This is a genomic window from Streptomyces sp. HUAS ZL42 (assembly GCF_040782645.1).
Lineage (GTDB): Bacteria > Actinomycetota > Actinomycetes > Streptomycetales > Streptomycetaceae > Streptomyces.
On the sequence record NZ_CP160403.1, the window covers coordinates 8,363,334 to 8,386,033 of the forward strand.

Here is a 22,700-nt window from a genome sequence, read left to right on the forward strand (position 1 = left end):
GACAAGTAGCGTGTGCAGGTTGATGCTGTCTTGGTCTGTGGAGATGCGAGGAGACCTTTGCGTGATTCCTTCGCAGTGAGAGCTGGCGGGAGTGGGCATGCCTGACACCGATCTTTTGCGTGCCAGCCGTGACGGTGATCAGTTCCACTATCACTGGGCGGCTCGGCAGGCGCTTAAGTTGCTGCTCCCTGACGCGGATCTGACTGCGATCGCCATCGAGGGCGTGTCGCACGATGACACGGAGGGTCGCGATGGCGAGGACGTCATTGATATCGCCGAGTACTACGGCTCTACCGGGCTCCGCGAAGCAAACCGTGTGGTGTATCGGCAACTGAAGCACTCGACGACGCGGGCTACGGAGGAGTGGACCGTGTCGGGTCTTGCCGGGACAGTCAGCGGGTTCGCGGAGAAGTACCGGCGAATCCGGCTGGAGTCGCCGGGGCTGGAGCAGAAGGTGACCTTCGAGTTCCTTTCCAATCGGCCGGTCCGTGACTCCGTTCTGCGCGCGATCGGAATCCTGGCAGCAGGCGGGGCGCATGGCGCGTACGCGCACGAGGTCAAATTCCTCAAGCAGTATGCGGGGTTCTCCGACGGCGCAGATGGCGAAGCCGCGTTCTTCAATCAACTGGAGGTGGATCCCACAGCTCCGGGCCTGTTGCGGCTCGAAGGGCTGTTCCGGCTGGATCTGGCCGGTTTTCTGCCCGGTGCCCCCGATGTGCAGCCCCTTCTGCTGAAGGAGATGATCGCGAGACGCGCGACCTCGCTGGAGACGAATCACGTCGTCGATCGCGCCACTGTGCTTACGGCTCTCGGCGTCCCACCGGAGCGTGTTCTGCCTGCTCCCAACCTCATCGACCGGCCCGGGCGAGTCATCGTGACTCCGCAGACCGGCGCGATCGTCGACGAGATCGTGCGGCTCGCCCAGCGGCCGGTCATAGTCCACGCGGCAGGCGGTGTCGGGAAGTCCGTGCTCACCACGCAGATCGAACACGACTTGCCGGCGGGCTCCGTCACTCTCGTCTACGACTGCTTCGGGAATGGTGGTTACCGGCGCTCGAGCTCACCCCGCCACCAGCATCAACAAGGCTTGGTCCAGCTGGCCAACGAACTTGCTGCGCATGCCCTTTGCGATCCGCTGATTCCGGCCGGTACAGCCCAGCCAACCGACTACGCGAAGGCGTTCATGGTCAGAGTCCGGGGTGCGGCAGAGGCAATCGCGGCCTCTACCCCCGGAGCGCTCCTAGTGCTTGTTGTGGACGCGGCCGACAACGCGGCTCTCATCGCGAGAGAGAGTGGTGAACGCGCCTTCGCTACAGACCTGTTGCGAGAGTCCCTGCCCGACAACGTGCGCCTCGTCATGCTTGGCCGCACCGAACGTGTCGATCTGCTGGAACCACCGCCCAGCGTTCACAAAATCGAGCTTGCGGGGTTCGGGGCCACCGAGTCCAGGCAACACCTGGAATCAATGTTCGGCGCGGTCACGGAGGCGCAGGCGGCCGAGTTCCACCGTCGCACGGGTGGCAACCCCCGGATCCAGGCCCTCGTACTCAGTACGGCATCGGACCTCGACTCCTGTCTTGCCTCCCTTGGAGAGGCGCGCCAACCCGACATCTCCTTGTTCGACGAGCTCCTGCAGAGCTTGGTGGACCACTGCAAGGACGCCAACCACCACCTGAGTGCTGAGATCGACCGCCTGTGCGAGGCACTGGCCGCACTCCGGCCGAGGATTCCCGTCGGAGTTCTGACCGAGCTTTGCGGGGTGTCCGCCGCGCTCATTCACAGCTTCGCAGCAGATCTCGGACGCCCACTGCTCGTCGACGGCGACACCTTGCAGTTCCGTGACGAGCCGACCGAGACCTGGTTTCGCACGAGATATCGTCCGGCTGGCGACTCCCTGATCGACTTCATCAACCGCCTGACACCGCTCGCCGCAGGTGAACCGTATGTGGCGGCCTCATTGCCTCAACTGCTGTGGGAGGCCGGTCAGGTCGACACCCTTGTCGAGCTGGCGATGACCGACGGCGCCCTCCCCGAGGGCGACGATCTGGAACAACGGGAGATCGCTCAGCAGCGGGCCCAGTTCGCCCTCAAGGCCACGCTGCGCGTGGGCAAGGAGTGGGAGGCGGCCCGGCTGGCCGTCAAGGCTGGAAGCCTGGCCGCCGGCCACTCTCGTCGGATTCATCTGCTGAGGAGCAATACCGATCTAGCGGGCGCGTTCCTGGACGCCAGCACGGTCGAAGACATAGTGGCGAACCGCAGCCTTGCCGCGGACTGGCCAGGTTCCAACCTTCACTTCGAAGGCGCCCTGCTCTCGTTCGCCGCAGGCCAGACCGACTTCGCCCGCAGCCGACTACGCAGCGCGGCGGAATGGCTCAAGGCATGGGTGCGTCGGCCTGACGATGACGATCCGCACCGACACCACGTCACCGCGACGGACATCGCAGAAGTCGCCTTCGGGCTACTGAACACTGACGGGGTGGAGGCGTGCGCCGAATACTTGGCCCAGTGGCGCCCCAATCGGGTGGGCTTCGAAGCTGGAGTGATCATTACCACCCGGCTAGCCGACTCGGGCCGTACCGAGGAACTGGAGGCTCTCGGCCACGCGGCCACGCGTATGAAGTACCTCCAGTTCGCCGTCGCCTACGCTGCCTGGCAGGCCAACCTCGTCTGCCAGGCACCGCTTGCGCGGCGCCTGGTGAGAATGCTGAAACGCCAACGCAGACCCGTCTCCATTCGCTGGCATAGGGGTGTCCCGGAGGAGAACAAGGCGCTTCCGGCGGTCGGTTGGATCATCGCTATGGGGCTGCGCCACGGCGTGCTGTCGGACGCAGAGGCCGAACGCATCCTGCTTCTCAATCTCCCTGACGACCTGGGCCGGGGCGCTGGAAGCCGCTACGGCCTGAACACCGACACACTCGCACTCCTGTGCGGCTTCGCACTGCTTTCGAAGATCCGGAGGCAGCCCTTCGACGCGGACATGGTTGCGGGCGACGACGTCCGTGAAGCGCGGCAACACCCTCATACGTACTCGCGCACACTGAACGACCATGAGCAGAGCGTCGTGCCCCTTGGTGTCTGGGCGAGCCTCTGGATCGACTGCCTAGTCGGAGCCTCCGGCGACACAGAAGTCCCGTTCCGAGATCTCGTGGCTTCCATGCCGGGGAAACGTGGTGGACAAGAGGTGCCGTACTTCCTCTATCGAGGGGTCGCGCGACTGGGTGTCCGGATTCTCGCCTTCGGCTCGTCCGAGGCGACGCGTCGGCTCCTGCTCGACTGGTACCGGGCCACGCAGGGGAACATTGCACATGAAGTTCTGATTGACGCCGTCCGAGCGGCGGCCCCCGTTGATGAATTGCAGCATATTGCCGTCGAACTCGCGGAGTCCGTCGCCGCGTCGCTCGACACCACGCAGGACAGCGCTGAGTACAAGGCAGAGCAGATGGTGAAACTCGCTCGCGCCGTCCAGCGATTTGACACACGCGAGGCTCACGCCTACTTCACCAGGGCAATCGATCTGACCGACCGCGTCGGCGACGACGTACATGTGCTGTGGAGGAGCTTCCTTGCCGTCGCCCGCCGAGCCGCCGAGGGAAATCACGAAGACGATCGCCGCGCATATCGCGTTGCGCAGCTTGCTGAGAGCATTCAGCCCTACCTCGGTGACGGAATGGATCACTCCGCGGTGCTGAGCGTCATGGGCCGCTTGAACCCGACGACCGCGACAGTCGTAGCTTCCCGCTGGCGTGATCGTCGCTTGTGTTCTGAGGGCCCGTTCATACAGGCACTTCTCGACGAGGAGGCGGGCCCGCTTGCTCCGTCCGCGGTCACCGCTCTCGCGACGGTGCCGTTCAACGAGCACCGTGTCGGCGCCCTTCGCCTCGTTGAACGGGCCCTTCGCGAGGCTCTCGACGACGGGGAACGCATCGCCGAAATTCTGGGAGAGTTCCTACGGGCACGTCGTTTCAGCAGCGAGTCCTTCGAACACCTTGACCAGACCGCCAGCGAATTGGGCATCGACCTCTCCGACACGTTGTTCGCCGTCCGGTCCCGCCACATCGCGTTCCCGGCGCCGTCCGGCTACAGCTCTCCCCGGTGGACGCGGGGTGAGGAGGACGATGAGCGAATGGCGCGTGCGCGACAGCTGGAGGGCGCCCTAGCAGCGTGTGATCTCTCCACCCATGAGGGCTGGGAGAGGGCCCGCCAACTGGTTCGCGGGTCGGGCCACCTGCTGCGCATGGAGCAGGTCGTCGACCAGGCCGTCAGGGTGCCACTGCGCGAACTCGACGACATGCTCATAGCGTTCCAGTCCAATCCCCACCTCAGCACCTTCGATTACACACATCTGGTTCAGAGGCTGGACGAGCTGCCCTTGCTTCCCCTGGCCGCCCGCCAGCAGTTGCGTCGTCTTGCCGACACGGTCACCACGCGGTTCAGCCGGGAACTGACCACAAAGGGCTACGAGCCGATCGACCTACAGGAGCTCGCCGGTCTGGCCGGCACACCTACTGATTTCCTCGGATTGTTGTCGGGTGGTGGGTGAGGCTGAGTCCGGTGCCGGCAAGGCAGCCGTCGATGAGGTCGTGCCGTAACTGGATATGGCGAAGTCCGCGGCGGAGGGTGCGTTCGAGGTGGTCGTCGTCGGTGAATGCGGTGTTGGCCAGCGGGCCGCGCCGTAACAGCGACCAGACGCCTTCCGCCGGATTCAAGTCCGGTGCATAAGAGGGAAGTTGGACGATGGTGAGCCAGTCGTGTTCGTCCGCGTACTGGCGCATGCCGGCGGCGAGATGGGTATTGAGATTGTCCCAGACGAGCACGATCGGGGCCTTGAGCTGGAGGTGCGCGCGCACCGCCAGGTCGCGGTAGTCGCGCCAGGAGAAGCTGTCGCGCCCTTTGCCCTTGTGCTTGCGGTGGCGGCGCGGCCGGTAGATCAGCCGGGAGGTTTCTCCTTGCTTGTAGCAGCACATGGCGGCGATCGACCAGCGGCGCCAGGAGCGGCCGCGCACCCGGACCACCGGCGTGTGCCCACGTCGGCCCCAGGTGCGGGCCCGCGGCGGTGTCATGGAAAACCCCGCCTCGTCCTCGAAGACGATGTAGGCCCCCAGCGCCGCCGCGGTCATTCCACCTGCGGCCACACGTCCTTCTTCCACAGCTCGACCGCATGCTCGTCGCGTTCCAGCGCGCGGCGGGCCGGGCACTGCCAGGACCAGCCGTGCCGGTGCAGCAGCCGCCAGACGGCTGCCGAGGAGCAGTCGATGCCGAACTTCCAGGCGATCAGCGCTCTGACCCGTGCCAGGGTCCACCGCTGGTCCTCCCAGCCGTGCTCGGCCGGCCCGAGGGCCAACTCCTCCTCCAGCACGGCGAACTGTAAGTCGGACACCTTGGGAAGTTTGGCCGGTCCCGTGGAGGCGAGGGCGTCCATCCCGCCCTCCTGCCAGGCACGACGCCAGCGCTCCACCGACCGCTCACTCACCCGCAGATCCCTCGCGATCACCGCGGTTCTCTCACTGCGTGCGAACCGCTCACCGGCCTGGTACCGGATCCGCTCACGAAACTTCCGCCGCTCGGCGGTCAGCCCACCGCCCTGCGCGTACCGCATACCACCGGCCTACCGCAGGGATCAGCATCCGACAACAGTCCGAAGAGATCAGTAATGCGGATCTGCTCGGAACGGCACTCCGGGAACTCGGTTCGCAGCCCGCTGAGTTCCTCCCTGAGGAGTGCTACCACCTGGCGGCCCGACTCGCTCCACGGCTCACCGGCGCACAGGCGCAGGTCGTCCTGGACGACTACGGGACCATGCTGGCCGCCCTTGCCCCCGACGATTCTGCCGACGGGATGTTCGCCGATCTTCCCGCCAAACCAGCAGAGGCTGCAGAATGCCTCGCAGGCTATCTGTGGACGGTCCTCGGCGACCCCGAGCACGGCGCGAGGTGGCGGGCGGCGCATTGCGTCCGACTCCTCGCTGAACTCGGCTGCAAAGAAGAACTCGACGCGCTGCAGCGCTTCGCGCTGGGCACTCTTGACGTCACCCCGTTCCACGACGCCCGTCTGCCCTTCTACGACCGACACGCCCTCCAATGGCTGCTCTTCGCCCTCGCGCGTGCCGCTCAGAACACGGCAACGCATCAAGGACTCGTCGAATTCGAGCCGTTGCTGCGGAAGGTCCTCTTCGATGACGGACCGCATGTCGTGATGCAGGAAAGCGCGAAAGCGATCTGCCTCGCCCTGGCCTCTTCTGGCTACGGAAGTCTGACAGCGGACGAACTCGACATCGTGCGCAGTGTCAACAGCCCGAAGAAGGGCGTGAGTCAGTCATGGGCTGAGCTCAGGGCAAGGGAACTGAATGATACGGATGAGGGCTCCCTCGCACGTGAGCCGAGCGATTTCCGGTTCGACTGGGACTTCAAGGACCGCTGGTGCAGGCCGCTAGCGGAGGCTTTCGGAGTCTCCAAGGAGACGGTCCTGCGACTCGCCGGGCATACCATCACGGCTAACTGGCAGCTCGCCTACCGCGGCGTACATGAGGACGACCCGCGCTACTCGCTGAAGCTGTACAGGGAAGGAAGTACCTTCGCTCACCATACGACCTGGCCGGACGCGGACGATCTGGACTTCTATCTCTCCACCCACGCCCTGTGGACTGTCGCCGGGGAGCTGCTGAAGACGCATCCTGTGTACCGGGACAGCGAGGCGGACACGGACCTGTTCACCGACTGGCTCGGTGCCTTCCTACTCACGCGCGACGACGGCAGATGGCTCGCCGACCGCCGGGACCCCTCGCCCCAGAGCATCTTCCGCGGACAGTACGACACACCAAAACCCGACTGGATCTGGCAGTTGAACAGCCAGCACTTCAGTGAGCGTCTCCTGGCGAGCGACGGATGGGTCACAGTCTGGGAAAGCTCCGACGACAGCAGCTACCAGGCCGCGCAACAAGTCCTGATCCACAGCGCCTTGGTCACTGCCGAAAAGGGCAGGGCGCTCGCTCTCGCCTTGCAGACAGCGCCTTCATACATGGCGTACCGCATTCCGAACGCCGACGACAGTGACTACCAATTCGATACCCAAGGCTTCCAGCTGACCGGCTGGATCGTCACCCCGGACGGCTGCGAAGGTCAGGACAACAGAGATCCACTGGCCGCTCGGGTCCGGTACCCGCCGTACCGACCCGCTGACAAATTCGTCGGCCTGCTAGGGCTGGAACCGGACGCAGACATGCGCGAATGGACTCGTGCCGACGGCACCGTCCTCCGCAGCGCCGTCTGGAACGACACAGCCGAGACCACTTCGGAGCATGTGACAGGAACTAAGGGAGAGCGGCTGAAAATCCGACGTGACGCCCTCCAAGAACTCCTCTCCCTGACCTGACGCAGCCTGATCGTCGAAGTGATGATCGACCGCACTCACACAGATCACAGCCAGCCCTACTCGTTGAGGTACGACCAAGACGATGACGAATCCCTCCCACCGCGCGAACGGTCCTACAAGATTTACCTCCTCGATGACTCCGGAGGATGCGGCGAACTTTGAGCGAACCCTCGAACTGGGCAAAGAAATCGCAGCCAGCCTCTCGGACCACGACGTTCTGGGCCGGTGGATGGCCCACCACATCGGCGACTTGATCATCCGCGCGGAGACAGCCTCTGATGCGGAAGCTGACAATCTGCAGCGTGAAACGGCGACCGCTGTGCTCGCCTTGTGGAAACACCGTGCGGCACTTCCCATCAACAGACCGCCGCTGGATACGTTCGCGCCCGTTTTCACCGCATTGGCACGACTCGGAGATCCTCAAAATCCATGGGATTTCTACCGGATGTTTCGTCCCGGGAGTGAACCCACCGAGGACGACTTGGCCGGAACGCCCTTGCTTCGAATCGCGCTGAACCTTGAGGGGACTATCCATCGCGTCGTACGCGAAATCGTCGTAGTCGCGTCACGGGAAGCCGCCAACAGGGAAGCGAAGTGGCTAAGCCTCTCGGACCATGTCGAAGAGGACGAACAGCGAGCAGCGCGGGACGCCATCCTCGAGTTGGCACGGACCCTAGAGATGTACTCCGATGATGCTGACGATCAACCAGCAGTGTCGGAAACGGGGACCTCGAAGTTGATCACGACGCTTCGGCGTGCCGAGACGCAGCTCGCAGAAGCCCGGGAAGCACTTGAGGAGCGTCTAGCCAGGACGTCGCCCGAGAGTGAGCCTCGCGACTCAGTGTGAATTGGTGCTGCTTGCCGGATCAAGCGCCTGCAGACAGCGATGCCGACCCCGACTGCGGCAACGATGGGTCGTGTCCCTCGTCGTGGTGTTGGGAATCAACTGGCGGGCGTGTTCGGGGCGTTGGGTAGCGCAGGCGCGCTTTCAGGGAGTTGGCGGTAGATCTCGCCCAGCTGCGTTCGGGGAGATGGCGGCGTGGGACGTCGAGAAGGGGACTTTGCAAACTGAGCCGCCCGGAGGTCTGAAGGTCGAGCCGGCCGACTACGCGCTGGGACGGTCCCGGCGCGGACAGCGCCGTGGCCCGCTGCTCGCGCTCGAGCCCGCCGGCGCTCCGCAGGATGCCACCGAGCGGTTATGGATCGTGGACGGCACCCTCATTCCCGTCCGCGACCGCATGGTGGGCGGCACCTTCTCACGTAACTACCGATTCTCGGCGAACGTGCAGGTCATCGCGAACGCGGACACGAGCCTGGTGGTGGCCGCCGCCCGCCCGGTGCCGGGCACGACTGCGGATGCGAAAGCCTGGCGCTTGTCGGTGCGGCGTTGTGGCTGGATACGGTTCACGAGCGCGTCCTGACGGGATTGAGGCGCGGACCCGAGCGCGGGGCGATGATCGGCCCTGTAGCCGCTGTCCCGCCTCGTTCGTCCTGGCCGAGAGTACATTGACAGAGTCAACGCGTAGGCTTTGCTTGCCAGTCGTATCGCACATCGGGTGCGTCGTTGCCCGCCCCATCCAGCCACACCATCCTTGAGACGAGAGACCATGGAGCAGCAGGACGAAGCGGTCACGCTCAGCCTTGCCGGGATCGCACGGCTCGCTGGAGTCGGTCGTGCCGCCGTGAGTAACTGGAGGCGACGGCACAGCGACTTCCCGGATCCTGTTGGCGGTACGGATGCCAGCCCCCTGTTTTCCCTGACGGACGCGGAGTCCTGGCTTCTCCGTCATGGCAAGATCGATGAGTCCTCCAGCGGCTGGGACCGCCTGTGGCCACGAATCGAGGACCTCGGTGACCGGGATGGGATGGCCAATCTTTTGGCCTCGGCAGGTGAGCGATTGGCAATCCCGATGATGGAGCCGCCGCCTGCAGCCCCGGGCCCCGGCGCTGCAGACCTGAGACTTGCGGATGAGGTCGTGCGGCTGGCCCGTCGTCAGTCACCCGCGGAAGCCTTCACGGTGCTGCTGGATCGTTGGCACGCCGTCCACGTCCGCCAGTTGACCGTCACCCCCCGTCAACTGGCCGACACCATGGTGGCTTTGGCTGCCGAGCTGCGTGGCGGCAGTACGCCGGTGCGTCGGGTGCTGGACCCCGCGTGTGGGATGGGCTCGCTGCTGGCTGCGTCAGGTCGGAGATGGTCGGACGAGGTACCCCCGATTGTGCTCGCAGGGGTCGACAGCGACGCCGCTTTGGCCCGCCTGACCCGGGCCAGGCTGGCCTTGGAGTTCCCGGACTGCGAGCGCCACGTGCAGTCCGCCGACACACTGCGTGACGCACCCCTGCCGCAAGCCTCCCGCGCTGATGTCGTTCTGAGCTATCCACCGTCCAATGAACGTTCCTGGGGACACAGCGACTTGGCGACCGATTCTCGCTGGGTGTACGGCGTGCCACCGCGGACCGAGCCGGAGCTGGCCTGGGTGCAGCACTGCCTGTCCGTGCTAGAGCCCAGGGGTGTCGCCGTGCTGGTCCTGCCGCCCGGTGTCGCTTCGCGCCGGGCCGGACGGCGAATCCGGGCAGGGCTGGTACGTTCCGGAGCCGTGCGAGCTGTGGTCGCGCTGCCCCCCGGGAGTGCGCCGCCTCACGGGGTGGGGCTCCACTTGTGGCTGCTGGCAACGCCCCGTGAGCGCCCCGGGAACGAGGTGACCTTCGTTGATGCAGCGGACTGCCGGACGACCGCACTCACCGGCCGTGGCACGGCCGTTGACTGGGACGGTCTGCGTGAGCGCACCGTGGCGGCCCTGCGCGGCAATGACGTACCAGGCACCACACGGGTGCCGGTCATGGAACTGCTCAGTGACGACACCGATCTGACGCCCTCCCGGCGCACCGTGACTGAGCGGTCCGTGGGGCCAGTAGAACTGCGCCGTGCCTGGGCCGGCTGGGACAAGGCACTAATGGACGTGGACGACGCCGCCAAGGCCGTTCGCGACCACGAGGTGGGTGCCGCGGTGCCGGACGACTTCAGCTACATCGTCGTAAGCGACTTGGAACGTTCCGGCGCCCTGAACGTGACGGCCGGAAAGGCCGTCGCCGACGATCTGATCCAGCAGGGAACGCGGGCCGAGGGCGCCCTGTGCGTTGTCACCCCCTGGGCCGTCCCGGGCGAGGAACCCTGGGTTGCCGAGGCGCAGGCCGCCGGGCTGGAAGACGAGGGGCAAGGGGTTCTGACGTCCTTCGGTGATGTCGTGGTCGTGACCGCAGCTGGCGGATTCGACGTCTGGGTCGAGTCGGCTGGCCCACGCCTGCTCGGTGCCCACACTGTTCGGCTGCGCACCGACCCTGCGCTGCTCGACCCGTTCTTCCTCGCCGCGTGTCTGCGGGCGCCAGGCAACGACCAGCGGGCAGGAATTCGTGCCTCCGCCACATCCCGGGTCGACGTACGCCGACTGCGCGTCCTGCGCGCGACAATGGCGCAGCAGCGGCGGATTGGGGAGGCTTACCGCCAGCTCGTGCGGTTCCGAGAGGCAGTGGCAGATCTGGACAGGACTGGTGAACTGCTCTCCGCCATGTTGTCGGGGCTGCTGGCCCAGGGCAGGCTGACGGGGGACTGAGGGACTGAGGGACTGAGGGACTGGGGCTTGGCAGGCACGTGGCTTCAGTTTCTGCGAGGTTCGTCAAGTTGGGTGTCGAGGCGGGCCAGCAGCTTCTGGATTGCGTCGGGCAGCCCCTGAGACAGTTCTCCTTGCTTCGCGTCCAAAGCAAGTTCCTCCACCTCGACGCCTACCTCCCGGCACAATTCCAGGGTCTGGCGGGACGGCCCCGGCCCCGGCCAATACGCGAGTCCTTCGGTAAGTTCCAGCCAGTCGTCGGCCACCGCCTGGACTGGGCTCCCTTCCGCAGCCATCACCTGGACCGCTCCGAGCTGCGCCCGGACCCGCAGTTCACCGGTCCCCGTGCCTGCCGGTGCGTCCGCGAGCCGCCTGGCGACGTCCCGGTAAGTGCGGCCGGCGGCGGCCGTCTCCCCACGCAGCAGCTGAGCACGGGCCACAGTGAGGCGTGCGCCCTGCACTTCGCGGACCGCCCCAGGGAGGCACTGCTCCGCGCGCACCAGCATTGCGGTCAGCTCGTCGACGGCCGTGCCTGGTTCGCCGCGTTCGACTTCGATCTCGGCCTCGGCGCACAGATTCCGCAGGGCGGACCGGGTAGGACCGCCGACGGGGCGACGGTGCACCCGGGGGCGGCGCACGCCGGCGGGCGATGCTGTTGCGGGCGGGGCCGCAGTGGTGTGGGCGGCGCGATGGGGCAGCGTCGGGTCAGGATCGAAGCCGGGACGCGGAGCCGGGTCGCCGGGCGAGGGTAGTAGCGGACGCCAGATCTCAAGGGCCAGTTCCAAAGGCGGCCTGTCGGTAGGTGACTTGGCAAGCATGCGGTCTGTGATGTCTACAATCCCGGACGGCAGGGTGGGGATATCGTCGCTGAGCAGCGGCGGTCGCTCCTCGCAGTGCAGGCGGGCCAAGTCGTAGTCGGAGTGGCCGGCCTCGAAAACCAGCCGTCCGGTCACCATCTGGAAGGCGATGCAGGCCACACCGTAGAGGTCGGCCTCCGGGCCCGGGTTACGTTCGCCGCGGTGGATCTCCGGGGCCATGTAGCCGATGGTGCCGGGTGTCCGGCCGTTGGTGTATCGGGTTGCCGTCGGGTCTTGTGGCAGGGCGATGCCGAAGTCGGTGAGATACACAACGCCGTCGCGCCGGGCCAGCAGAACGTTGGCGGGCTTGACGTCCCGGTGCACTACGCCCGCCCCATGTACCCGCCCGAGCACCTCCAGCAGCGGAACAACCACACACGCCGCTGCAGAGAGCGTGGGTCTGTTCCGGGTCAGGAAAGCGTGCAGGTCCTCGCCATCGACGTACTCCGTGACGAGGTACGGGCGCGGCGGTGAGAGATCCGCGTGGACGAAGGCGGGCACGCCTTGGCCACCGAAGCGTCGGTGCATCTCGCACTCGCGGTCAAAACGCCTTAACTCATCGGAGGTGGGGGCCCGGTATCCGCGTAGGGCGGCCTCGGAATCTCGCGGCCACAGGAACTTCACTGCGACCGCCCGCCCGGCGTGGTTGTCGTCGGTCGCCCGGTAAACGACGCCCATGCCGCCCCAAGCGCCTTCCCCGGCACGGCTGAATCTGCCCGCGAGCTTCCTCCCCGCCGGCCATGGCTCCACCACGCACGCTCCCTGCTTCTCCTGGCGAACCGTCAGACGCCAAGCTACAGCAGAATATTGCGTGCCTTGACTTTGTTCACAGACTTCTGTCACGGTGATGCACCTCACCGTCGAGACCGCAAGGAGTCCGCACCGTGCAGCCTTGGGTCAATCCCCCCGGTACGGTCGGCGCCGGGCGCCTGGCCCGCATCCCGGTCCGTCACTTACGGGACGAGGAGCTCGGTTGTCCGATGAACCGTGCTCTCAATGTCCGCCGAGATGTGTTTGCTGTGGACCGGGTTTCGTCCAAGACACCGCGAGAGGAGTTCCCGTTCGCGCTCGCGCAGGAGCTGCTCGACCAGATGGAGTCCGGTGCGGCGCAAAGCATCGAAGAGGCCCTGGAGCGGTGTCGCGGGACGCGGTCCCGGTGCCTTCCGCAGCATGTGGCCTGGTCGAAGGCGGCCACCGAGCGTTACCTCGATGCCCGCCGCAGGGACCAGGAAAGCCGCAATGACGCTAACCTCCCCCGCACGTTCTGTGCCCCAGACGCATGGATGGCGTTCCGCTCGCTCGAGGAGCCCGACGTGCGCGGCATCACCGACTACGAGCGCAGTGTCTGGGGGCGGCAGTATGCCTCGGGCGATGGAACGCTGCGCGAACTCGTCATTCCCGCCAAAGGAGATGCCAAAGAGCGCCTCCCATTGCCCGAACTCGCTGCTGTCGCCTCTGTCCTGTACTACGGGATCCCGGCCCGCATTCCTTCTTTCAAGCACCAGTCCCCAGCCCTCAGGCATCCGGCGCCACCGCCGCGGCCAGAACGCGTCCGGGTCTACTCTGCCGGCTTCACCGAAGGCCGTATCCGTCTTCTGCGCGCAACCGAGACCGACGCCTTCGCGGACTGGAGCGCCGAAGAGATCCGGGACTTGCATGAGCAACACGTCGTGTCCCGGCTCGGCCGTGTCCTCGACGGCCGCGAACGCGTCGCCGGTGCCCACTGCGCGGGTTGCAAGGTGTTACCCGAGTGCTCCGCTGTACCGCGGGTGCCCGCTCTCCTCGTGGTTCCACCTCCCACGCGGCCTCGCAAGCGGCGCACGGTATCGGTCAGCGACCTGAGAGCACATCACGACTGCCCTGCCCGCTACCACCTGACCCGCGTGCTCAAACTGCCGACTTCGGTTCGGGAGAACGAGGCCGTGCGCAGAGGCCGGGCCGTCGACAGCTGGCTCAACGCCCGTCACGCCTCGGCGGGGGCCCCGGCGTGTCACGAGGTGCCTCTGCCCGCGCACTTGCCGGGTCTCACGGAGGACGAGCTGGCTCCTGCCCTCGGGATGCTCCGGGCCCACCGGGCCCGGTGCCCGCTCGACAATCCGGCTGCGACGCAGTTCCGCCCGCAGCATCGAGTGACAGCCCACGACCCACAGTCCGACGTCATTGTCATCGCCTCCTGCGACCTGGTTTACGAGGAACGCGGCGGAGTCGTCGTCCGCGAGACCAAGACCAGTGCGTTTCCGCCGGGCGGCCGGTCCGTTCTGCTGGAGAAGTATCCGCAACTTGCCCTCGCGGTACTGCTGCTGGCGACCGGCGTGCTCGGCGGCGATTTGCGACGGTCTCGCGTGGAGCTGGAGCTCCTGCGCCCGGACGGGGTGGCCCTTGAGGAGTTCGATCCGGGCGACGAGGCCACGGTCGAGCACGCTCGTAACGTTCTTGCCTCGTACACCGTGCCCTGGTCCGCCGAGACCCGCTACGACGCGGCGCCCCGACCCGGCTACGACTGCACCGACTGCGAGGCGCTGTCCTGGTGTGTAACCGGCAAAGAGCGCGTGGCTGCCGCAGGCTGAGGGAAGTTCGAGCCTTCTCCGTCAAGTCGTTCATCATACCACCTGGAGTGAGAACCGTGCCCGCAAGTCCCCTTTCCGCCTTCGATTCGTCCGCTGAAACGCTCGATGCCTGGGCCGCCCACGACGGCGTCCCGCTGCTGGCCACTGTGGCCCGGGCCCTGTGCGTCCTGGACCACACCACTGGATTGGACGCCTTCTCTCTGCCATACCCTTCCGTCGTCCAACTCGCCCTGGACCGGGCCGTCGTCGCCTGGCTGCGCCGCGGACTCCGGCCACCCGACTCGCTCGCGGAACTCGTCCAGCGGTGTGCCGACATCCCGTTGGAAGACTGGCCCCTGTCTCTGCCCTCAGACGCCGTTGGCCCGGACGACGTTCTGCTCGACCCGTACTCGCATCGCCCCACCCAGTTGTGCCATGAGTGGAGTGAATGGGAGCGTTCGGCGCCTGACCCGGCTGTGCGACATCGCGACCAGCAGGTGATGCGGACCGCTCTGGACCGGTGTCGCAGTCACGGAGAGGAGGACGCGTACACCGAGTTCCGCGGCCTGCTGGTCCGGCGGCCGGTCTTGACGGCCCAAGAACTCTTTGCCCTGCATGGCGACTTCACGTTGGAGCCGGTCTGGGAGCTCATCGACCTGATCTACCCGGAGGTCCCACTTTCCTGGAGCCGGGACGGTTGCTACGCGGTGTGCGGCCGCTGCGGGACACTGCTGACGCCGCTTGCGGGCGGAGAGTGGTGGTGCGAGCGGGATCGCTGTCGACGCCAGGGAGATCCACCGGTCGGCCGTCTGATCGAAGCGGCCCACGCTGGCACTGTTTACCAGTTGGAGCGCCCGCTGCGTCGACACGTCACCGGGCCTGGACTGGCCGAGGTGGAACTGGAGGACCGGCTCACCGGTCTGGGCCTGAGCGTCACCATGTGGCCCGGCTTCGACGCATACGACGTTCTGGTGGTCTTCCCCGACGGCCACCGCTGGGCCGTCGACGTCAAAGACTGGGCGCATCCAGCCTTCCTCGGCCGGGCCGCCCGCCCCGTGCGGCCCGAGCCTCCGTACGACGAGGCGTTCTGGGTGGTGCCTGTCTACCGGGTACGCGAGCGCCCCGGATATCAGCAGGCGTTTCAGCGAGCTCGGCCCGCAGCGGCCGCTGCTGTACGCCTGCTTACTGATGACGAAATAGTCCGGGCCGCCCGGCAGCGGCTGGCCGAGTCGCGCCGTGGCACTCGCGGCGACAGCCGGGAGGGAACGAATGCGTGACGAGAAAGCCTGGTGCGATTCGGTAGCGGGGGAGCTGGGGGAGGAGTGGTCGGAGGCCGGTGCCCCGGACGGGTTCGGCCCGGTCGAGTTGTGCCGTGTCGAGTTGGGGCTGCGGCTGCTCGAACTGATTGCCCCCTCGGCGGATGCCGCAGACGCCTACGTGCTGTTCGGAGGCTATCCGTTCGCGCAGCGTGCCGGGTTGGCGCAGCAGCCGTGGCAGCGCATGGCCCTCGCATCCGCCCGGCACCTCCTGTGGCAGTTCAGAAGGCGCGCCTGGCGGCAGGCGCTGGACTCCTACCGGTTGGTCTCCGACAGGCTGCGGGCTTACGAGCTGCCGCCTGACGGAACCGCCGGCGGTCCCCGACCCGTGGTGCCGATGGTGGCCGGGCGCCGGATGGACGTCTACGACCAGACCCTTACCCAGTTGCCGAGCCTGATCACCCGTACCCTGAAACCGGCCCCCGCAGGGACAAGTTCCTTCCAGGAACGCCGCCGCATTGCCTCGGTCACCATTCCCGAGGAACTCGTCTTCGCCAACCCACCCGGCCACGACCTTGCCGCGGGCCGACCCGGTGGCGGCGAGCCCCTCAGCGTGTGCCGCGGCGAACTGCGTGCGACTGCACGATGGATGGACGAGCGCGAGCGTCAGGTGGGGGTCCAGCATCCCGGTCACTGGGAACAGCGGCTGGAGGGGGTCAGGTTCGCACCCCGCGATGCCGCGGGAATGGACTATACCGAGGCCGACGAGGTCGAACTGGCCGGAATGGTCCACCTGGCCGGCATGGTCGGTGCGGGCAAGAGCACCTTCATGATTTTGGTGGCCGTATGGGCCGCCCGGCGTGCAATCCCGCTACGCACCACGCTCGTTGTCGGCGATGTCGCCGAACAGCTACGGCTATGCGGTCTCTTCGACCTCCTCGGTATCGCCGTCGCGCCGGTGCTCGGCGCCACCACACGTGAGCAGCACGTCCAGCGTCTGCACCGACGGCTCTCCGCCCGAGGGCTCGACAACCTACTCGACCACGATGACCCCGGCTTCGACCTGCTGAGCACCGCCTGCCCGGTGAGCGGTCTGCGCGGTATCGAGGGTGATCCGCTGGAATACCGCGACGCACCATGCACCCGGCTGCACCCTGAGCCACAGCGCTGCGCGGCAGAACCGGAAACGGTCGTTCTGGAGCAATGGGCTCCCGACCGGAGGGCCACCGCTCCCCGCATGACCCACGCCCAGGACCGCCTGCCCGGCCGCCCGCACGGTTGCCCTCTGTGGGCTGAGTGCCCGCGTCATGCGGCTGCCCGTGCGCAAGTCGACGCTCTGATCTGGGTCGCCAACCCGGCCAGCCTGGTGCAGAGCCAGGTGCCCGCGCACCTCAATGAAGAGCGCTTGCGTCAGCTGGAACTGGCCTGCCTGCGCAGCGATTTGATTTTCGTGGACGAGGCGGACAGCGTCCAGATGGCATTGGACCGCCTTTTCACCCCATCTGGCACCCTGGTTCGCCCCGACACCGACTCCTGGCTTGACCAGCTCAACCGCTACAAGATTGAAGAGTTGAGCAGGCGGGCCCGCCTGCCGTTGACCGATGGCCAGGTCGCCCAGTGGAATCGGGCCCTGGGAACCGTCACTCTTGCCGTCGACCCGCTCTGCGCTCTGCTGATCAAGAACGAAGACCTCAGGGAGTGGGCTGATCCCGCCTACTTCAGTCCGTGGACGCTCCAGCAGAGCCTGCTCGACGACCTGTTCCGCGACGTGACCCAGCGTTATCGCGAAAGTGTGCAGGGTCAGGCCGCACAGGAGGCGTCCGCTGCAGACGACACCGCTTCCGACAGCGCTGAGCTCTACGAGGGCTATGACGACGTGGCGCAAGAGCCCGGCCCTTCCCCGCACCTCGCGCTCTCCCCGGTCCGCCGCCTGCTTGAGGAAGCCTGGGATACCTTCCGCGACGATCCGTTCGGGGAAGGCGAAGCCCTCGACCCGCTCAGCCGCGTCCTCGCTGATACGGCCGACGCTCTTCTGCACCATATGGCAGCAGGCCGCACGAAGGAGCGGGTGCGCAAGCTAGCCGGTCAGCTCGTCGACCAAGTGACGGAGGAGGCACGGGCGGAACAGCCCGCAGCCGCCACGCCCCCGCCCGAGCCAACGCAGGATTGGTGGGACGCCCTGTGTTTGCGGCTCTCCTTCCTCCTGCTGCTCAGCACCCTGCATCACCGGCTGGAGCGGCTCACGTTCCTGTGGCCGCATGTGGAGGCCGCCCTGCGACTGGACTCCCAGGGCAGGGAGCTGGCCCGGCGCGTCCCGCTGGACTACGCCCCGCTGGTGCCCGAGGCGCCCATGGGCAACGTCCTCGGCTACCAGTACCTCCCGGATGGCGAGGAACGCGACGACGCCGGACGCCGCGGCGGCACCCTGCGCTTCTTCCGGTGTGCGGGAGTCGGGCGCGAGCTGCTGCTGAATCTGAACAGTCTCGGCGCCGACCCGGCCACCGGCCTTGGCGGCCCGCACGTCGTGTTGATGTCCGGCACCAGCTGGGCCGGCGAGTCCAGCCGGGCCCACGTCCGCGTCCCGGTGAGCCTCGTCCTCAAGCCCACCGACGCATCCCTGGCTGCCGTGGCCCGAACCGCGTTCGCCACCCGATTCCTCTACGACCGCGACGGCCGCCCGATGAGCCTCTCCGGCACACCGCCGCGCGACCGGCTCGCCCAAGCGGTCGCGATGGCCCGGCGGCTCGGTGAACCTGGCCCGGGCGGCACTTCGGTGCTGGGCCAGGAGATCAGCCGTATCCCCGAGACGACCCGCCGTCGAGCGCTGATCCTCGTAGGCAGCTACCGGGAAGCTACTGCAGTGGCCGAGGCATTGCACCGGTTCGACGCCTGGCGCGGCAAGGTGAGCGCGCTGATCCCGGACGACGAAGCCCGCGGCAGCGGTGGACCAGCCGCCACCGCCCCCGGGCAGCCGGACGAGACTCCGGCGACACTAAGGCGTGGCGACGTCGCCCGCTTCGCCGACGACGACACCGCAGAAGTCCTGGTCGCTCCCCTGCTGGCCGTCGAGCGTGGCCACAACATCCTCAACGAGGAGGGCAAAGCGGCCTTCGGCACCGCCCTGTTCCTGGTCCGCCCGCACCCCCGCCCCGACGACCTCGACCTGTCCGTCTTCGCAGTCAACGACTGGCTGAGCGGCATGCTGCGCGACGAGCCGCGCCGCGACAGCCTCGACGGCCCGCACACGCTCACCGAACTCATGGAAAAGGAAGGGTCGCTGGACGAAGCGGCCCGAGCCCTGCGTCACCAGGGCCGCCGCGAATGGCGCCGACTGCTCAACCGCAGGTACGCCTACAGCTCACTGCCCGCCTGGGAGAAGCGCGCCTTTGCCTGGGACCAACTTGTCACGCTGTGGCAAGTCATCGGCCGTCTGGTACGCGGCGGAGTGCCCGCGCGGGTGGTCTTCGTCGATGCCGCCTTCTCGCCACGCCTGGCGAGGCAGCTCGCACCCGGCAGCACAGGCCAGCCGTCCCCCGTGACCGATGCGCCGGGCACCGACGGCCTGCTCCATGCCCTCGGTGGCATCCTCGACCCCTACCTGACAGACCGGCCACGCGCCGAAGAGGCCGAGCCCGACTCCGCATCGCTCCACCCCGATGCGGCGGCTCGCGCGCTGGTCCGTCTCCTGTACCAGCCGTTCTACAACGCCCTCAGCACAATGACCCACCGCTGACCCCCCGCCTCAGCTCGCGAGGAGTTGACCCATGCCACCCGTCTACCGCTCCGCCCGCACCACAGCCTGGCGCCCGACCGACGCCTTCGCCTCTCATACCGCGCCCTACCGCGTCCTGCCCTTCCCCGAGCAGTGGCGGGACGCCGTCCTGACCCTGTGCAACGCGCCCCGGGTGGCAGCGGGCAAGGAGGCGTGGCGGACAGCTCCGACCTGGCGTTTGGAACAGGTCCTCCAGGCGTTCGCGCCAGACGTCCTTGCGCTGCCACGCCCTTTCCACGACCGCGACCGGGACGCGCCGGCCCACTGGCTGTGTGCGCCCGCCGACCTGCCCGACCCGCTCCCCGGCCCGGCCCTGGACACGGTTCTCAAGCATTGGCTGCGTGACCTGCGGCCCGAGATCGAGTACCGCGGCCTGCTGAAGGAGACCATCGCAGAATTGGCTGCCCATCCACCGCGCTGGGAGACCGTCCACCACGAACTCATGCCGCGTGACACGACCCCAGGCGGCACCGCGCGTCCGTCACCGCACCAGTACAGCCTCAGCCCCGACTGGCTGGCCCGCCGGATCCTCGCGCTGGGCCCGTACCCGTACGACGGTGGGCAACTCGTCTTCCGAGCCATGCCGCGCGGACCGCGTGACCAGGGTGCCCAACTCGTCTCCGAGCCGATCCGGTTTCCCGGCCCTGACGAAAAGCATGACTCCTGGTGGTCGGTAACGCTGTCGATCACGCTTCAGACCGTGCCGTTCGACCCGCTGCCGCGCTTCAACCTCCGCTGGTCGGTTCGCCGTTGGGCCACTCGTACCAGCGCCAAGACGGGCCGGTTGCACCTCCCGTGGGGTGCGAGCACCACCGTCCTGCTGCGTCCGCGCAGGCCATTCCTGCCGGGCACGCCCCGCAGCGAGCGGTTCGCCATCGCCGGTCTGGAGCGTTACTGGGACAAGGACCTGGGCGAGACGGGCGACTTCGCCGACCGGTGGCGCGCGGGCGGCCCTGCAGCGATGCTCGCCGGACTGCCCCTGGGCGAGCCCTTCCCGGACGCCGACGCGATCCTGACCGATCCCGCGTCCTGGCTGCGCGACGACGCCCGGGCCGGTGTCCTATACCGCACCGCGATGGGACGGCACGATGTGGGTCCCGGCTTCATGGCACATCAGCTCTCGCAGCTCACTGCCTGGGCGGAGGGCGCCCTTACGCCCGAGGTACGCCGCGCGCCGGACCTCTCGTTGATCGACAGGGGCGCGCCCGCGAACATCCCCAAGGGGGGCAAGGAGACGGTCGACGCGGAGCGGTGCGCTCAGCGCAGGCTAGCGACAGCCTATGCGCTGGACGCCCTCGATGGCGTGGCGCGCCAGGCCGGCGCTCCCGTGCTTGAGGCACGGCTGCTGTGGCAGTCGCCGCGGCTGCGTGACGCCGCTTTGGCTTCCCTCGCCGAGCATCTGGGCCTCAAGGGCGACGGCGGGTCCTTCACTGCACAGCAGTACGACGAGGCCACGGCTGGTGCAGCGGTGGTGCACGAATGGACTGCTCCGGAGCTGACCGTGCGGGTCCACTGCTTGCGCCCGCTCATCGCGCTCGGTGACCGCACCGCCGACAGCCTCCTTGCCCCCCTTGACCTGCCCACCGGCACTCGCATCAAGGACGCCCAGGTGACCGCGGCCACCGCAGCCCGCCGCGACAGCGCCGCACAGTGGCTGGCCGCGGAACGCACCACCGACGCGCCGGCCCTGGCCCTCGTGGAGATCGGCCGCGCCGCGTCCTACCCGAGCAGACTGCACGACCCGAAGTTCGCCATGCGACTCGGGTGCGCCAAGGCCAGCTTCGTTACACAGTTCACCACCGTGCCCGTGACAGGTGACGAGAACGGCAAAGGCGCGGAGACAGCGTCCAGCCTGAGGCACCGCACGCTCAGTGCCTGGAACGACGGCCTGCGGCAGCTCGGCGCGCGTACCGTCCCGCGGCTTGCCGCAGAGGACGGGCTGCCCGACGGGCTGCGGCATGCTGCACTGTGGATGGTCCGCAAGAACCGTACAACCCGCAATCGCTGGGCCGCCTACCTCCCGGTCGGCGTCATGGTCACCCCCGATCCGGCTGGCACCGGCGCCGCCCGCGTCGAAGGTTGGGACCCCGAGGCGCGCTCCGGCGCCGGAGCGTGGGTTCCCTACCCCGAACTCCTGCTGAGGCTGACCACAAAGGCCGAGGTCAAGCCCGTTGTGCCCGGCCAGCGCGAACCACAGGACCAAGCCGCGAACACGTCGGAATCGCAGACGGAAAGTGAGGCAGAGCGCCCGAAGCGCTACCAAGAGCGCGAACGGCAGCGCCGCGAGGCCGCCGAGTGGCTCCAGGGCCTGCGTGCATCATTGCGTACCGCGCCGACCGTCCTGTTCGCCGAGGCCCACAACGCTCGCTCGCACTGGACCTGGCTCCAAGACGGCCGGGTCGAACAGGATCGCTTGCAAGACGGCCTCGCACCCGCTCGTCGCCTCGACCCCGACCTGAGGCTGGTCCGGGTCCGCGCAGGCTCCCGGAACGAGACACCGCAGTGGTGGGGGAGAGCCCCAGAGGGCAAGGCAAACGGCATCCAACAGGGCTTGTGGGCGCCGGAAAACACCGCTGAGAACGCCCGAGTCTTCTTCAGCACGACGGCCAAGCCCGTACAGTTCAAGCACGCGGCGGTAACCGCCGACAAGCTCGCGCCTCGGCCGATCGCCCAGGGCAAGCGCAAGGGCGAACCCACCATCGATACCGGCCAGGCAGCGTGGATGCCTGGGCTGCTGGAGATCGCCGTCCTCGGTTGCCACCGGGACGACGGCGACGACCCGAAGTCCCTCGCGCTCCTCACCCACGTTCTGCGCCAGCCCTCGGACTACGACCAGCCTCTTGCCCTGCCCCTGCCGCTCCACTTGGCTGGCCTGGTGCAGGAGTACGTCCTGCCGACACCGAAGGACGATGAGGCGGAGGATGCGGAATCAGGAGAGGGGGCGGCGGGCCAACCCGGTGCTTCGAACGATCTCGACGACGCGCAGGACGCATCGCCGGTGGAACAGCCTGTGCCGGACCTGGAGTCGGAGGCCGCGGATGCCGACACTGAAGGGCAGTTGCAACTGTTCGCCATGTGATGTCGTGATGGGATCTTGATGCGGTGCGTAACGCAACGATGCGTGCCCAGAGCCTGGGGATGGTGCACCTGCCCACTTGAACCGGCGGAGCCTCCTCTACGCCGTCGGGAACGGGTTGAATGCTCAGCGCCGCTGTCGAGCCGCCCGCAAGCTAGCAGGTGCTGAGAGGTGGCTGTTATGCCCGTAGACGTCGACGGTGGCTTTGACCGACCGG

The 22,700-nt window shown here is 67.4% G+C and carries 11 protein-coding genes and 1 pseudogene; 9 read left to right on the top strand and 3 right to left on the bottom strand.

The annotated features are described in order from the left end of the window. Positions 1-97 precede the first annotated feature (97 nt). Complete coding sequence (locus ABZO29_RS38175; RefSeq protein ID WP_367324759.1) at positions 98-4,540, top strand: hypothetical protein; 4,443 nt, start codon at positions 98-100, stop codon at positions 4,538-4,540. Here ABZO29_RS38175 and ABZO29_RS38180 read toward each other — a convergent pair. After that, a complete protein-coding gene (locus tag ABZO29_RS38180) occupies positions 4,503-5,117 on the bottom strand; it encodes an IS630 family transposase (protein WP_367326353.1) in 615 nt (204 codons plus the stop codon). The genes ABZO29_RS38175 and ABZO29_RS38180 overlap by 38 nt on opposite strands. Next, positions 5,114-5,596, bottom strand: a complete 483-nt coding sequence (locus ABZO29_RS38185) for a winged helix-turn-helix domain-containing protein (protein ID WP_367318074.1) — start codon at positions 5,594-5,596, stop codon at positions 5,114-5,116. The genes ABZO29_RS38180 and ABZO29_RS38185 overlap by 4 nt, the downstream gene beginning before the upstream one ends. A gap of 200 nt (positions 5,597-5,796) precedes the next feature. Here ABZO29_RS38185 and ABZO29_RS38190 point away from each other — a divergent pair, with 200 nt between their 5' ends. From ABZO29_RS38190 to ABZO29_RS38205, 4 genes and pseudogenes are all read left to right on the top strand, one after another. Continuing rightward, positions 5,797-7,368, top strand: a complete 1,572-nt coding sequence (locus ABZO29_RS38190) for a hypothetical protein (RefSeq protein WP_367324760.1) — start codon at positions 5,797-5,799, stop codon at positions 7,366-7,368. Positions 7,369-7,450: 82 nt separating this feature from the next. Beyond that, positions 7,451-8,215, top strand: coding sequence for a hypothetical protein (locus ABZO29_RS38195; protein WP_367324761.1), 765 nt, complete (start codon positions 7,451-7,453; stop codon positions 8,213-8,215). Positions 8,216-8,501: 286 nt separating this feature from the next. After that, positions 8,502-8,741, top strand: a pseudogene (locus ABZO29_RS38200) (IS5/IS1182 family transposase); the annotation flags it as partial. A gap of 234 nt (positions 8,742-8,975) precedes the next feature. Next, on the top strand, positions 8,976-10,979 hold the full coding sequence (locus tag ABZO29_RS38205; RefSeq protein ID WP_367324762.1) for a class I SAM-dependent DNA methyltransferase: 2,004 nt from the start codon (positions 8,976-8,978) through the stop codon (positions 10,977-10,979). A 44-nt stretch (positions 10,980-11,023) separates the two neighbouring features. Here ABZO29_RS38205 and ABZO29_RS38210 read toward each other — a convergent pair whose 3' ends face one another. After that, positions 11,024-12,586: a serine/threonine-protein kinase gene (locus ABZO29_RS38210; protein WP_367324763.1), complete on the bottom strand. Its 1,563-nt coding sequence runs from the start codon at positions 12,584-12,586 to the stop codon at positions 11,024-11,026. A gap of 227 nt (positions 12,587-12,813) precedes the next feature. Between ABZO29_RS38210 and ABZO29_RS38215 the strand changes: the two genes are divergently transcribed. The 4 genes from ABZO29_RS38215 (at position 12,814) to ABZO29_RS38230 (ending at position 22,486) form a co-directional block, all read left to right on the top strand. Beyond that, the gene (locus ABZO29_RS38215; protein ID WP_367324764.1) at positions 12,814-14,400 is read left to right on the top strand and encodes a PD-(D/E)XK nuclease family protein; all 1,587 of its coding nucleotides are present in this window, start codon (positions 12,814-12,816) and stop codon (positions 14,398-14,400) included. Positions 14,401-14,546: 146 nt separating this feature from the next. Then, positions 14,547-15,656 (top strand): hypothetical protein, encoded by a 1,110-nt coding sequence (locus ABZO29_RS38220; RefSeq protein ID WP_367326354.1) that lies wholly within the window; start codon positions 14,547-14,549, stop codon positions 15,654-15,656. Then, the gene (locus ABZO29_RS38225; protein ID WP_367324765.1) at positions 15,649-19,368 is read left to right on the top strand and encodes a hypothetical protein; all 3,720 of its coding nucleotides are present in this window, start codon (positions 15,649-15,651) and stop codon (positions 19,366-19,368) included. Before ABZO29_RS38220 ends, ABZO29_RS38225 begins: the two co-directional genes overlap by 8 nt. Before the next feature lie 31 nt (positions 19,369-19,399). Then, the gene (locus ABZO29_RS38230; RefSeq protein ID WP_367324766.1) at positions 19,400-22,486 is read left to right on the top strand and encodes a DUF3962 domain-containing protein; all 3,087 of its coding nucleotides are present in this window, start codon (positions 19,400-19,402) and stop codon (positions 22,484-22,486) included. The last annotated feature ends 214 nt before the right edge of the window (positions 22,487-22,700 follow it).